Source organism: Spirabiliibacterium pneumoniae, from assembly GCF_014884995.1.
In the GTDB taxonomy this organism is placed as follows: domain Bacteria; phylum Pseudomonadota; class Gammaproteobacteria; order Enterobacterales; family Pasteurellaceae; genus Spirabiliibacterium; species Spirabiliibacterium pneumoniae.
In genome coordinates this window covers 396,765-410,175 of the sequence record NZ_JABMII010000004.1, presented here as the reverse complement: position 1 = coordinate 410,175, position 13,411 = coordinate 396,765, and the positions used below count along the sequence as shown (strand labels likewise).

At 46.4% G+C, this 13,411-nt stretch carries 12 protein-coding genes; 5 read left to right on the top strand and 7 right to left on the bottom strand.

Annotated features, from left to right (window positions below; translation table 11 throughout):
• On the top strand, positions 1 to 223 hold a 223-nt coding region (locus tag HPC38_RS04380; protein WP_208120049.1), incomplete at its 5' end, for an ATP-binding protein.
• A gap of 7 nt (positions 224 to 230) precedes the next feature.
• On the opposite strand, the gene HPC38_RS04375 is transcribed toward HPC38_RS04380, so the two are convergent.
• The 4 genes from HPC38_RS04375 to rph form a co-directional block, all read right to left on the bottom strand.
• Complete coding sequence (locus HPC38_RS04375; protein WP_208120048.1) at positions 231 to 812, bottom strand: tail fiber assembly protein; 582 nt, start codon at positions 810 to 812, stop codon at positions 231 to 233.
• Between the two features lie 7 nt (positions 813 to 819).
• Positions 820 to 1,539: a phage tail protein gene (locus HPC38_RS04370; RefSeq protein WP_328805229.1), complete on the bottom strand. Its 720-nt coding sequence runs from the start codon at positions 1,537 to 1,539 to the stop codon at positions 820 to 822.
• A 322-nt stretch (positions 1,540 to 1,861) separates the two neighbouring features.
• Positions 1,862 to 2,503: an orotate phosphoribosyltransferase gene (gene pyrE / locus HPC38_RS04365; protein WP_208120047.1), complete on the bottom strand. Its 642-nt coding sequence runs from the start codon at positions 2,501 to 2,503 to the stop codon at positions 1,862 to 1,864.
• Positions 2,504 to 2,505: 2 nt separating this feature from the next.
• Positions 2,506 to 3,222 carry a ribonuclease PH gene (gene rph / locus HPC38_RS04360; RefSeq protein WP_208120046.1) on the bottom strand — a complete coding sequence of 239 codons (717 nt, stop codon included), beginning with the start codon at positions 3,220 to 3,222 and terminating at the stop codon, positions 2,506 to 2,508.
• Positions 3,223 to 3,339: 117 nt separating this feature from the next.
• Here rph and HPC38_RS04355 point away from each other — a divergent pair, with 117 nt between their 5' ends.
• Positions 3,340 to 4,203: a YicC/YloC family endoribonuclease gene (locus HPC38_RS04355; RefSeq protein ID WP_208120045.1), complete on the top strand. Its 864-nt coding sequence runs from the start codon at positions 3,340 to 3,342 to the stop codon at positions 4,201 to 4,203.
• Positions 4,204 to 4,247: 44 nt separating this feature from the next.
• On the opposite strand, the gene HPC38_RS04350 is transcribed toward HPC38_RS04355, so the two are convergent.
• The 3 genes from HPC38_RS04350 to HPC38_RS04340 are packed head-to-tail and all read right to left on the bottom strand — an operon-like array spanning position 4,248 to position 8,844.
• A complete protein-coding gene (locus tag HPC38_RS04350; protein ID WP_208120044.1) occupies positions 4,248 to 5,498 on the bottom strand; it encodes a factor H binding protein domain-containing protein in 1,251 nt (416 codons plus the stop codon).
• A gap of 20 nt (positions 5,499 to 5,518) precedes the next feature.
• The gene (locus HPC38_RS04345) at positions 5,519 to 7,915 is read right to left on the bottom strand and encodes a TonB-dependent hemoglobin/transferrin/lactoferrin family receptor (RefSeq protein ID WP_208120043.1); all 2,397 of its coding nucleotides are present in this window, start codon (positions 7,913 to 7,915) and stop codon (positions 5,519 to 5,521) included.
• 8 nt (positions 7,916 to 7,923) lie between these two features.
• Positions 7,924 to 8,844 (bottom strand): transferrin-binding protein-like solute binding protein, encoded by a 921-nt coding sequence (locus HPC38_RS04340; protein ID WP_208120042.1) that lies wholly within the window; start codon positions 8,842 to 8,844, stop codon positions 7,924 to 7,926.
• Positions 8,845 to 9,028: 184 nt separating this feature from the next.
• Between HPC38_RS04340 and HPC38_RS04335 the strand changes: the two genes are divergently transcribed.
• From HPC38_RS04335 to lepB, 3 genes are all read left to right on the top strand, one after another.
• A complete protein-coding gene (locus HPC38_RS04335; RefSeq protein WP_456242936.1) occupies positions 9,029 to 10,483 on the top strand; it encodes an NAD-dependent succinate-semialdehyde dehydrogenase in 1,455 nt (484 codons plus the stop codon).
• A 143-nt stretch (positions 10,484 to 10,626) separates the two neighbouring features.
• On the top strand, positions 10,627 to 12,420 hold the full coding sequence (lepA, locus tag HPC38_RS04330; protein WP_208120041.1) for a translation elongation factor 4: 1,794 nt from the start codon (positions 10,627 to 10,629) through the stop codon (positions 12,418 to 12,420).
• 11 nt (positions 12,421 to 12,431) lie between these two features.
• Complete coding sequence (lepB, locus tag HPC38_RS04325; protein ID WP_208120040.1) at positions 12,432 to 13,406, top strand: signal peptidase I; 975 nt, start codon at positions 12,432 to 12,434, stop codon at positions 13,404 to 13,406.
• The last annotated feature ends 5 nt before the right edge of the window (positions 13,407 to 13,411 follow it).

The following is a 13,411-nucleotide window of genomic DNA, read 5'->3' as shown; positions in this document are numbered from 1 at the left end:
ACTTGAATTAGATAGTCAAAAAGGCGGCGCGTTGTTATTCCATTTGATAAGTCAGCTTCATGAACATACCAGTGTGATAGTCACGACAAATCTTGAGTTTTCAGAATGGAGAACATTGTTTACGGAGACAAAAATGACGAATGCGCTCTTGGATAGGCTTATCTATCATTGCCATATACTGGAAATGGGGAATGAATCTTATCGGTTTAAACATCGTAACTAACTCATAATTAACAATAGAAGTGGATCACTTTTGATGGATCTTTGTGGTTCAGTTTTTGAAGATCATTGACAGTCAGATATTGAATGCGGCTTGGCTCATCACTGTGAAACCACTTTCTAATGGATTTAACGTAGACACCACTATGGGTGCGGTCGTAGCGCTCTTGCTTGATTTTTTCCCAAACCGCACTTTGCATTTCGGTTTTTTGTTGTGCTTGTTTTTCAGCATTTAGCACCCAGCCGTCATCTTGCCATTCATGGCAATCGCTCGGGCGCACAATAGTCGTAGTGTTTTCAGGGTAATTTCCAACAGCGGTAATCTGAATAGCTTCGCCCGTTTCGGTGTGGTAAACCGTTTCGCCACGGTGGTCGGCGATATATTCCCACGCTGTATCATCTTCTGTGTGGCGAATAGCAAAGTGCGGTTTGCTTTCAGGTGGTGCATCGAGGTATGCACCTGCTGATAGCCCTGTGCCCACACTGACAAACTCCTGTTCACTGTGGCTATAAAGCCCTGATTCATCAACGCAGTACACTGTCGCATGGCCACTTTCTAGTGCAAAACCTTGTTCATCAAATCGACTCATCATTTACTCCTTATCCCGCTAGGCAAATGTATTGAAAGGAAATATTACGTGGGCGTGTCTCATCAGCAGTTGGGACAACCCTTGACGCATCAAAGTTATATACATCAGCTTGGTAGGTCGTATTATTCACCGTATTAGGATTCCATGAATCACCATCGCTTCTTGTTTTTCTATCAAATACACCTGAAGCACCGCCGGATAATATTGCATTGTGTGACCGCTCATAATAGGACGGTCTGATAATTAATCGGCCTGTGATATTTTTAATCGCAAATCCTTGTGAGCTAAGAATAGAACGTCCTCTATCGATACCCCTTCCATTATCCCAACCACGGATAAATTCGCCTCGTAAATCAGACAATTGTCCTGTCGGATAGAGTTTGGCTAGTTTGGGATATCTTGATGTGCTAAAACGCTGCCCGTTCATTGCTAAATAGCTACTTGGCACGCTTGTTTTAGGGTATGGGATAGGAATACCGACAAGATCATCAATCGTGATGACCTCTGATAATTTCTTACCATTTTCTGTTTCAAATTCTTTAGCCTTTAATGTTGTTCTTAAATCTGTTTTTGATTTATGTGGCCTATCACCTTGGAAATAAATCGTATTAGAACTATCTTCCCACCAAAAGCCGTCTACATTACCTGAAGATAAGGGATTAGAGGTATCATCACCTTCATAGTTGAATATGTACATATTGTTATTGGTTGAAATAGGCGTATTTAACACAGTGGCTGATCAAAGGACTAATAAGATAGTTAATAAGAAGGCTTGATTACACAACTAAAACGGTGAAATCAAAAAGCTGATATGAATGCTCGAAGAGTTCATGTTTGTTCAATTCGCATTAAACCTAGGACTGAGGTATTACAGTCATTACTAGCACAGTCTATAAATGATTGCATAAATAGTAATTGGTTTGTATTGAATGTCGAAAATAACGTTAAAGCAATGTGCTATCATTTCTTTGACGCTAGAAAATACAAACAATATTTATAATATATTAAAGTATAGTCATAAACCGCACTTTGATACAAAGTGCGGTTTTTTGTTAAACGCCGTATTGCTCGCGGTAGGCCTGCATTTTAGGTAAGTGGTTTTTGTAGCGTGAGTCATCGGCGATAAATTGCATCAGATCGTCGAGTGTGATGATTGAAAAAACACGGCATTGGTAGGTGTGTTCGATTTCTTGGATGGAGGAAAGCTGCCCGCTGCCGCGTTCTTGTCGGTTAAGAGCGATGATGACCGCACTTAAGGTGGCTTGGTTAGCATTGATGATGGTCATGGATTCACGAATGGCTGTGCCTGCGGTGATGACATCATCAACGAGCAACACCTTGCCAGTCAGTTCAGCGCCGATAAGGTTGCCACCTTCGCCGTGATCTTTTGCCTCTTTGCGATTAAAGCATACAGGGGTGTCGTGGTTAAAATGTTCAGCCAGTGCGACAGCAACGGTGGTTGCAAGTGGAATGCCTTTATAGGCAGGGCCAAAAATGACGTCATATTCCAATTGGTGCGCTTGGATTGCGTGGGCATAAAATGCGCCTAGTTTGGCCAAGCTGCGCCCAGTATTAAATAGTCCAGCGTTGAAAAAATAAGGGCTAATACGCCCAGATTTGAGGGTAAATTCACCAAATTTTAACACGTTGCAGCGCAGTGCAAATTCGATAAAGTCACGTTTGTATTGTTGCATAATCAGTTACCTAACACGTCGCGTTGTTTGTTCATAATTTGTTTTATGCCGTCTTTGGCAAGGCTTAACAGCGTGTCGAGCTCCTCAAAGCTAAATGGCTCGCCTTCGGCAGTGCCTTGAATTTCGATGATTCGTCCGTCTTCACTCATCACCACATTCATATCGGTTTCAGCGTTAGAATCTTCCACATATTCCAAATCACAAAGTGCGGTTTGCTCGACAATGCCCACCGACACAGCGGCGATTAATCCTTTGATCGGATTACTTTTTAATTCATTTCTTTCGATTAATGACGTGATTGCGTCATGCACGGCGATGCAGGCACCGCTGATCGCTGCCGTACGCGTGCCGCCGTCTGCTTGGATAACATCACAATCGACGGTGATCGTGCGCTCACCCAGCGCATTTAAATCGATCATCGCACGCAAAGCGCGCCCGATTAAGCGTTGAATTTCAAGGGTACGCCCGCCTTGCTTGCCTTTGGCTGCCTCACGCGGCATGCGAACATTGGTTGAGCGCGGCAGCATACCATATTCTGCTGTAATCCAACCTTGCCCCTGACCTTTTAAAAAGCGCGGTACCGTATTCTCAACGCTGGCATTGCACAGCACTTTGGTGTCGCCAAATTCGATCAATACTGAGCCTTCAGCGTGTTTCGTGTAGTGACGTGTAATGTGAATGGGGCGGGTGGCATGATTTTCTCGATTATTGGGGCGCATGGAACTCTCCTAAAAGTAAAATTGTCCTATTCTATCACGACAACGCACATTCGCCACTGACAGCGTGCGAAATAATCAGTACAATGAGCGTTATCACCGAAAATAAAAGGATAAAGTATGATTTATAGTATGACAGGTTTCTCGCGCATTGAGCTGCAACACAGCTGGGGCAGCGCGGTGTGGGAAATTCGTTCGGTAAACCAACGTTTTTTAGAAAACTTTTTCCGCCTGCCAGAGGCCTTTCGCGCGTTGGAAAACACGCTGCGTGAAAAATTGCGTCAGCGCATCACACGGGGCAAGGTGGAGTGCAGCTTGCGTCTGGAATTAAACAATCAAAGTGCGGTTGAGTTGCAACTCAATCAAACACTGGCCACACAAGTGGTACAGGCGTTGCAATGGGTGAAAGCGCAAGCAGGAGAGGGGCAAATCAACCTGATGGACGTGCTGCGCTATCCTGGCGTGGTGGAAACGCCCGAACAAGATGTGGATCAAATCAGCCAAGATCTTTTAAGCGGTTTTGATGCGTTGCTGGATGATTTTCTCGCCTCGCGCGCGCGTGAAGGGGAAAAGCTGCGCGAGGCGATTGTGCAACGATTGCACGCGATTCAAGACGAATCGGTCAAAGTGCGGTCACATATGCCTGAGATTTTGCAGTGGCAGCGTGCGAAATTACAGCAGCGTTTTGATGAAATTCAGCTGCAAGCTGACCCTCAACGCCTAGAGCAAGAAATGGTGCTGCTAGCGCAAAAAGTGGATGTGGCGGAGGAGCTTGACCGCCTTGAAATGCACGTTAAGGAAACGTTAAATATTGTGCAAAAAGGGGGCGCTGTTGGGCGACGGTTAGATTTTATGATGCAAGAACTCAACCGCGAGTCTAACACGTTGGCATCAAAATCGATTAATCCCGACATCACCAATGCCGCAGTGGAACTTAAAGTGTTGATTGAACAAATGCGAGAGCAGATTCAAAATATTGAATAACAAAAAAACAGCACCGAAGTGCTGTTTTTTATTACAAAGTGCGGTTATTTCTGATCATCGCGGGTAGTGGTGAAGACACCGATAGCTGTTTTTTCGGGATAGCGGTAGCCATCGAATTCTTTTTCAACTTCCGAGCTGAGTTTTGCCGCAGCTTCTTCCCCTGTTGGACCGTAGAAATGACCTTTATAGTTCATATTTTGCCACTCTGATTTGCCGCCAGTGGCTTTACCTTCAAAGACCAGTTCAGTTGCATCGTCTTCGAACGACCATTCATCGATCACACTCTTAATATCAGCTTTTTCAAGCGTAATATCTGCAAGGGTGGTTTTTTCATTCTTAATATTGGTGATTTTACCTTCAATGGTTTTGTCAGCAAAATTTGTATCTAACACCACATCACCGTTGAGTGCCTCAGAGCCTTTGAATTTTCCGTAATATTTAGCAGAACCTTCTTGCGGAAGCGCACTTAAATCATTCAGTGGTGTGCCGAAGATACTTGCTGATGTGCGGGCATCAAAATCTGAGAAAAGTGCGGTTGAATAGATGTTGTTGTACCCATATTCTGTTTTGCGATAGTTGCCAGCGCCATGTGTTGGTTGGATAAAGTCACCCAGTGGCAGTTCAACAAGGGATGTGCCGTAATTGACAGTAATGGTTTTTCCATCTCCCATGACAATATTTGTATCGGCAGAATAATAACGATCTTCTCCGTCATAATCTTTAGCTTGCAAAGATTTGGCTGACGCTTGGTAATTGCGTTGATTAAAGTCGTCAATTTTTTCAGCCGTGATTTGTGCTTCGGTTTTTTCTATCACGGGTGGCGTGACAGGCTCGACGGGTTTAGGCTCTGCAGGTTCAGTTGGCTGATTCGACTGTGCTGGGCTTTTTGGCTCTGCTGATTCTGGTGGCTGTTCAGGTTGAGCGGATGTTGTAGGCTCCGTAGTCTTTTCAGGCACAGTAGTTTTTTCAGGGGCTGCGTTATGGGCAGTATCATCAGGTTTTTTATTCTCAGGCTGGGTTTGTGGCTGAGTTGCATTGTCAGCCGCGGGTGTGGCAGTTTTTTCATCAGCTTGAGGGGCAGGATTTTTGCCGCTGTTGTTTTGCACCGCACTTTGATTGCTTTTGTGCTCTGTTGCAGTGTTATTGCTGCTTGGTTTTTTATCCGTATTATTTTTTTGTGCACTGGTGTTAATCGGCTCTTTTGTTTGCGGCTGATCATTATTCGTTGACAAGCAGCCCGTCGCGCCGAGGGCAACTAAAATACAAAGTGCGGTTTTTTTCGGTAAATTAAACATTTCTGCTCCTTAAGTGGTGGTTAAAAAGTAGCTTCGATCATAAAGCTGAAATAGCGCCCTGGTGCGGTGAAACGCCCGATGCCTGCATGGGTTTTGTTGTCAATGCGATTGACAGTACCAAACTCGCGGATGCTGCGTAACGAGTTCCAGGTGTAATAACGTTGGTTAAACAGGTTAAACACGCCCGCCCGTAGCGTGAGGTGTTTGTTAAGTTTGTAGTGCCCGTTGAGATCGACGGTGGTGTAGTGGCGCGAGTGGGAGGCGTAAGGCCATGGTTTATAAATGTCATCGTCACTGTGGAATGTGTCTTGCGCTTTTTTGCCCGCAGTGTAGGTGATGTGGGTTGCCACGCTCCATTTATCATCAGGGTGTTGATAACCCAAGCCCAGTGTGCCACTAAAGGGGTCTAACTCATTGAGTGGAATATAGACGCCAGTATCGTGTAGCTGTCGGCCTTTGGTATAACTCGCGTTAAGTGCGGTATATAGCCCTTGTGGTGCGCCGAAGGGGGCAAGCTCTAAGCGCCCATTAAACTCAACGCCAGCCACTTCGGCTTTGCGGCGATTGATATTTTGATATGTGGGTGCTTCTTCCTTGCGCCAGTCGTTCTCGACAGGATTCCAAAACGGCACAGACTGCTTGCCGAGATAAGCAAAATCGATGAAGTTGTTATAGCGGGTATAAAAGCCTGAAAGCTGCCCATAACCCCATTCGCTTTGATGGGCAAGGCCTAGCTCAAGATTGTGCGATTTTTCTGCTTTAAGCTCAGGGTTGGCTTTGACATAAAAATCAGGGTGCGGGAAGTTAAACCAAATTTCATCGGTGGTTGGCGCACGAAAGCCTGAGCTGTATTTACCCAGCAAGTTAAAGCCCGCAGGCAATTGGTAGCTAAAAGACACGCCTTGACTGATGGCTTGGAATTTCGCTTGCCGGTTGAGCAGATTGAGATCCGCCATGGCTTTGATAAATTTATCATTGGCCAGCGGTTGGCTTTTAATCCAATCATAACGCACGCCCGCACTGAGTTTTAGTTTTTCACCGATAAGAAATGTATTGTCCCAAAACACACTGCGATTGCTTGATTTGGCTTCGATTAAAAATTCCTCTTCGCCTGTGTTGGTTGTTTTAATGCTCGGCGCGAAGGCTCGCACAAAGTAGGATAAATTTTCATTTTCGTTGCGTGAACGCCCAGCGCTGACGCCCGTTTTGATTTGCCACAACCAATTATCAAAGGCGAGCAACTTTTCTGCGCTCAGTTTACCTTGATCCAGCGTTTGCTTAATATTACGGTAGATATAATACACTTCGCTGTTAATGCCTGACGGGCTTTTGCTCATGTCTTCCGCCATATCCCAGCTCATGGTGTCCATATTGATTTGCTGGTGATTGAAGCTCACATTGAGTTTATCCCACAGCCCTTGTGTTAATGTGTTTTCAAACTCAACACCATAGCGCTGGCGGTAGCTGACATCATTGCGCTTGCGAAGCTCATTGCTCGGTTTGCCTTGCCAGTTGGCACTCCATAAGTTGGAATATTCTTTGGTGTAGCTGTCTTTACGGTAGTCTTCATATAACGCATTCACATAATTGTGATCGTTAAAATGGTAGCCTAAGCGCACCAAGCCGCTTTTGGCGTGATAATGTTGTGGATCGGGTTCGCCTCGCACAGTGCCAACGGAGCCAAAATAGCCACTGCCACCCGTTGGGTTGTAAACGCGATCAGGTGAGGTGATATGCTCATCTGATCCTTGACTGTGATTTTTCACCTCATGCCCGTCGCGGCGTGTCAGCACAGCCAAGGCATCGAAGCCGTTATATTGCCCAGCAGCGGTAACTGTGCGCATCCACTCACGATTTTTTCCGCTGTAAGCGCCTTTGGCGCTGAGGTAATAAGGCTTGTCTTTTAGGAAATCTTGCGCTTTTTTGGTTTCATAATTCACCGCGCCGCCTAATGCCCCGCTGCCTGAGGTAAGGGAATCCGCGCCTTTTTTGATGGTGATGGTGCTGATGTTTTCAAGCTCTGCGGCATTGCGGTTGCTGTTGAAATTCCCATAAGCACCAAAAAGTTCTTGGAATGCGCTAGAAGAGCGACTTTCGGCTTGCGGCAAGCCATCAACATTGATGGCCACACGATCTTTATCCACGCCACGAATGCTAAAGCCATTCGAGCCAGCGCGCCCGCCTTCAACCACGCTCACACTGGGGTTGTAGCGCACCATGTCGTGAATATCTTGCGTTAAAGTGCGGTCAAGTTGTGCCCGAGTGGTGGACACTTCGCCGAGTTTTTCATTGAGTTGCTCGGCTTGTTTATTTTGCTCACCTTGTACCACAATCGTATCCAGCTGGTCATCGGCATGGGCGGCAAACGTCAATAAAAGTGCGGTGCTGATCACAGATAATGAAAATCGTTTTTGCATAGTTAACCTCACTTATCCACCTGCGCGCCACCAAAGGCTGCGTTCAATGCTTTGTTGTCAAATTGGGCTTTGCCACCAATTTTGTCGCCCACATGGAATGAGCCCCACGCGGTGTTGCCAAAAAATGCGCCATTAACATCGCCTCGCTGTCCCTCAGATTCCACCTTGCCACTGAAAGTGTTGTCTTTAATAGCAACGTCTTTAAAGGTGATGTCACCGCCAAAATCGGCGTTACCGATGATTTTGCCCTCCAGCTTTTTCTGATCAAAATCCGCCACCAAGCGTGACCGCACTTTGACTTCATCCTTGTTGTAAGGCCCTTCTGGGGTGTAGGCGGAGGTGACAGGCGTATTATTGCGATAGCGCACGCCTAACACTTCATAAGTGGCAGAGCCTTTATCAGCCCAAGCGTTGAATTTGTCTTTGTCCGCAACATTGCCGCCGACAAAAAAGTCGGCTTCGCCTTGAGGGGAAACATAAACGCCATAGCGGAAATCACTGCCTGTGTACATGGCTGGGAAACTGCTATCATTTGGGCTGCCTTCACAGCAAACAAAAAGTTTGCCACCATTATCAAGTGGTTGAGTGCTGTGTTGGGTGCCGATGGCGATATGTTTGCTGTTATAAGAAGGGACAACCATTGTTGCGAAAGTACTAAAACGGTACACTTTGCCATCTGGGGCTTGGTAGGCAAACCCCTCAAAAGAGTTACGATCTTCTAGATCAAGATTCGGACTGGCCTTAATAAAGAACACCTTGCCTTGCTTTGGCTCAACATTATAAACAGCCGTTAAGCGTTGTTTTTGAGTGAATTGAGCAGCAGTTGGAATGTCAACAACCGCTGACGGCGGGTTGACATCGCTGCCCCCCGAGCAAGCCATCAGCAATGTGGATAGCGAAAAAATGGAACATAATGCACGTTTTTGCATAAAATCGAATCCTTAGGTTATGTCTAATTATAGCGTAACAAATAATAATGATATTAATTATTATTTGCAATAATAAATTATCCCGTACGGTGAGTGAATAGGCAATCGGGCGTGGGGGCGTGTGATAAATTCGCAATCTTGCGGGTATCGTCGTACACTGGTGTGGAAATCAAAAAGGAGAACAATGATGATGCAACCGTTACAATCAAATTTAATGAAAACTGACAGCTATATTAATGGGCAATTTGTGGCCGCGCATGGGGCGCGCTTTGCCGTTTATAATCCTGCCAATGGCGAGGTGATCGCACAGGTTTGCGATGCCACAGCGACGGAGGCCGAACACGCCATTGCCAGTGCGAAAGCCGCCCAAAAACAATGGCGCGCGTTGACCGCCAAAGTGCGGTCTGACTATTTGATGGCGTGGCATGATTTAATTATGGAAAATCAACACGCATTAGCGCAAATTTTAAGCCTTGAGCAAGGTAAGCCATTAAAAGAAAGCATGGGCGAGATTGCCTATGGCGCGAGTTTTATTAAGTGGTTTGCTGAAGAGGGCAAGCGTGCCTATGGCGAGATTGTTCCGCAAGATAAAGCCGATCGCCGTATTTTGGTGTTAAAGCAGCCGATTGGCGTTGTGGCTGCGATCACGCCGTGGAATTTTCCCAATGCAATGATCACGCGTAAAGCCGCACCTGCGCTTGCAGCAGGCTGTACGATGGTGTTAAAACCTGCACCCGAGACGCCGCTTTCCGCCTTAGCACTGGCCGAACTTGCGCATCAAGCGGGCATTCCTGCTGGGGTGTTTAACGTGGTGCCAACAACGAATGCAGAAAGTGTGGGCAAAGTGTTAAGTGAGCACCCTGACGTGCACAAACTAACTTTTACTGGCTCAACGCAGGTGGGTAAAATCTTAATGGCACAGTGTGCCAGCACCGTGAAAAAAGTCGCGCTCGAATTGGGCGGCAATGCGCCTGCGATTGTATTTGATGATGCTGACCTCGATAAGGCTGTTGATGGCGTGCTTGCCTCTAAATTTCGTAATGCTGGGCAGACGTGCGTGTGTACCAATCGCATTTATGTGCAACGCAGAATAGTGGATGTTTTTGCGCAAAAATTGGCGGAAAAAGTGCGGTTGTTGAATGTGGGTGAAGCATTTAGTGAGGGCGTGGAGATTGGACCTTTGATCAGCCAAAGTGCGGTGGAGAAAGTCGAGAGCCATATCCAAGATGCAATTGAAAAGGGAGCGCAGTTGCACTGTGGCGGTAAGCGTCACGCGTTGGGGCAAACCTTTTTCGAGCCGACGGTGATGTCAGGCGTGACGCAGGCGATGAAAGTGGCGAAAGAAGAAACCTTTGCGCCACTTGCGCCGATTTTTACCTTTGATGATGAGCAAGAAGTGATCGCCATGGCAAATGATACGGAATTTGGCTTGGCGGCCTATTTCTTCACACAAGATTACGCGCGCATTTGGCGGGTGAGTGAGGCATTAGAATATGGCCTAGTTGGCGTCAACGAAGGCTTGGTTTCAACGGAAATTGCGCCATTTGGTGGCGTGAAACAGTCTGGCATTGGGCGCGAAGGCGCGCGTCAAGGGCTAGAGGAATTTATGGAGTTAAAATACGTTTGTTTGAAAATTTAGTGAAAAGTGCGGTTTGACCGCACTTTTCGTTTTACGGCCATCGTCGTAAAAAAAGCGGAAAATCTAGCCGTTGGGGCAATATTGCGGTACAATCCGTCAATTAACTTGAAGCTGAAAAAGACTGTAAGAGAGCCTTTTTGTAAATGAAGAATATTCGTAACTTTTCTATTATTGCCCATATTGACCATGGAAAATCAACTTTGTCGGATCGCCTCATTCAAACATGCGGTGGACTATCTGATCGTGAGATGGCAGCGCAGGTGCTGGATTCCATGGACTTAGAGCGTGAACGCGGAATAACAATCAAAGCGCAAAGTGTTACGCTCAATTATCAAGCGAAAGACGGCGAAACCTATCAGCTTAATTTTATTGATACACCAGGGCATGTGGATTTTTCTTATGAAGTGTCGCGCTCGTTGGCAGCCTGTGAAGGGGCATTGTTGGTGGTGGACGCTGGTCAAGGTGTGGAGGCGCAAACGCTCGCCAACTGTTATACCGCCATTGAAATGGACCTCGAAGTGGTGCCCATTTTAAACAAAATTGATTTGCCCGCCGCTGAACCTGAGCGCGTGGCGGAAGAAATTGAGGATATTGTTGGCATTGATGCCATTGACGCTGTGCGCTGTTCAGCGAAAACAGGCGTGGGCATTGATGATGTGCTAGAAGAGATTGTAAAACGCATTCCCGCGCCAGAAGGCGACCCTGATGCGCCACTGCAAGCGTTGATTATCGACTCATGGTTTGATAATTACCTCGGCGTGGTGTCGTTGGTGCGGATTAAAAATGGCACGCTCAAAAAAGGCGATAAAATTAAGGTGATGAGTACGGGTATTGCTTATGGTGTCGATCGTTTAGGGATTTTTACACCAAAGCAGCTTGATACTACAGAGTTAAAGTGCGGTGAAGTGGGCTGGATTGTTTGCGGCATCAAAGATATTTTGGGGGCGCCCGTGGGGGATACTTTAACCCTTCAACACAATAGCGCAAGCGCGCCGTTGCCAGGCTTTAAAAAGGTTAAACCGCAGGTCTACGCGGGGCTTTTCCCAGTTAGCTCGGATGATTATGAATCATTTCGTGATGCGCTAGGTAAATTGAGCCTTAATGACGCCTCTCTTTTTTATGAGCCTGAAAACTCGACCGCACTTGGTTTTGGTTTCCGCTGTGGTTTCCTTGGTCTTTTGCACATGGAAATTATTCAAGAGCGATTAGAGCGGGAATACGATCTGGATCTGATAACCACCGCGCCGACGGTAATTTATGAAGTACAGCTCACCGATAATACGGTTGAGTATGTTGACAGCCCAGCCAAATTGCCACCGCTGAATAATATTGCTGAAATTCGTGAGCCGATTGCAGAATGTAATATTTTGGTGCCGCAGGACTATTTAGGCAATGTGATCACGCTGTGTGTGGAAAAGCGCGGTGTGCAGACTAATATGGTTTATCACGGCAATCAAGTGGCGTTGACCTATGAAATTCCGCTTGGGGAGGTGGTGTTGGATTTCTTCGACCGTTTGAAATCCACCTCGCGTGGCTATGCTTCGCTTGATTATGGCTTTAAGCGCTTTCAAAAAGCCGATATGGTGCGGGTGGATATTATGATTAACGGTGATCGCGTTGATGCGCTGGCGCTGATTGTGCATAAAGATAATGCGCCGTATCGTGGGCGTGAACTAGTGGAGAAAATGAAAGAACTCATTCCACGTCAACAATTCGATATTGCGATTCAAGCGGCCATTGGCAACCATATTATTGCCCGCTCCACAGTCAAGCAGTTGCGTAAAAACGTGTTGGCAAAATGTTATGGTGGTGATGTTAGCCGTAAGAAAAAACTCTTGCAGAAACAAAAAGAGGGTAAAAAACGGATGAAATCCCTCGGCAATGTTGAAGTGCCACAAGAGGCATTTTTGGCGATTTTACACGTTGGTAAGGACTAACAGGAGAGACTATGTCTAAATTCTTTCTACCGATTTTGCTGGTGGGCGGTTATATTTTTTGGCACTTTTTAGATAGCCAAAATTTGCCGAATACCTTTTCAATCTTGCTGATCGTGTTCACTTTGATTTCAGGAACAGTGTGGTGTTATAACCGCTTTTCACTTGCACCTAAACGCCAGCGCCAAATTGCTCGCCTTGAACAACGCTCAGGCAAAACCTTGAGCGAAGAGGAGCGTGCGCAAGTTGAGCCATTATCTGAAGGTGGCGAGTTTGTGGCCTCTCTTTTCCCAGTGTTGGCGATTGTGCTTTTTGTACGCTCGTTTTTATTTGAACCGTTTCAAATCCCGTCTGGCTCTATGGAGCCGACCTTGCGGGTGGGAGATTTTTTGTTGGTGGAAAAATATGCCTATGGCATTAAAGATCCGATTTTTCAACATAAATTTATTCCAACGGGGGAGCCGAAACGGGGTGATGTGGTGGTGTTTAAAGCGCCCCCGCAACCGAATGTGGACTATATCAAGCGTGTGGTGGGGTTGCCAGGCGATCATATTCATTATGATCAACAACGTGGCACGTTGACCGTAACTCCAGCAGATTGCGGCACCGCACTTTGTCAGCCACAAGTGTATCAATACAGTGATGCCAAGCCAAACCCTGAATTTTTCTATCACGGTAACGCGCAACTTGAGATGACAGAAAAAGGTGCCGTGACGCATCAGGTGCTACTCAATCCTGTGCGGTTTTATTACGATGCGGCTTATTTCAAACAGCCGAATTTGCCAGCAGGAGAGTGGGTGGTGCCAGAGGGCGAATATTTTGTTATGGGTGACAATCGTGATAACAGTGATGACAGCCGCTTTTGGGGTTTTGTACCAGAACAAAATTTGGTCGGCAAAGCACGCTGGATTTGGCTAAGTTTAGATAAAAAACAAGGTGAATGGCCAAAAGGCATTCGCGCGAGCCGTTTTTTTACCCGTGTTCAATAGGATAA

Coding starts and splice junctions, on each gene's coding strand:
- HPC38_RS04375 (WP_208120048.1), bottom strand. CDS start 812: ATGATGAGTCGATTTGATGAACAAGGTTTTGCACTAGAAAGTGGCCAT.
- pyrE (WP_208120047.1), bottom strand. CDS start 2,503: ATGCAACAATACAAACGTGACTTTATCGAATTTGCACTGCGCTGCAAC.
- rph (WP_208120046.1), bottom strand. CDS start 3,222: ATGCGCCCCAATAATCGAGAAAATCATGCCACCCGCCCCATTCACATT.
- HPC38_RS04355 (WP_208120045.1), top strand. CDS start 3,340: ATGATTTATAGTATGACAGGTTTCTCGCGCATTGAGCTGCAACACAGC.
- HPC38_RS04350 (WP_208120044.1), bottom strand. CDS start 5,498: ATGTTTAATTTACCGAAAAAAACCGCACTTTGTATTTTAGTTGCCCTC.
- HPC38_RS04345 (WP_208120043.1), bottom strand. CDS start 7,915: ATGCAAAAACGATTTTCATTATCTGTGATCAGCACCGCACTTTTATTG.
- HPC38_RS04340 (WP_208120042.1), bottom strand. CDS start 8,844: ATGCAAAAACGTGCATTATGTTCCATTTTTTCGCTATCCACATTGCTG.
- HPC38_RS04335 (WP_456242936.1), top strand. CDS start 9,029: ATGATGATGCAACCGTTACAATCAAATTTAATGAAAACTGACAGCTAT.
- lepA (WP_208120041.1), top strand. CDS start 10,627: ATGAAGAATATTCGTAACTTTTCTATTATTGCCCATATTGACCATGGA.
- lepB (WP_208120040.1), top strand. CDS start 12,432: ATGTCTAAATTCTTTCTACCGATTTTGCTGGTGGGCGGTTATATTTTT.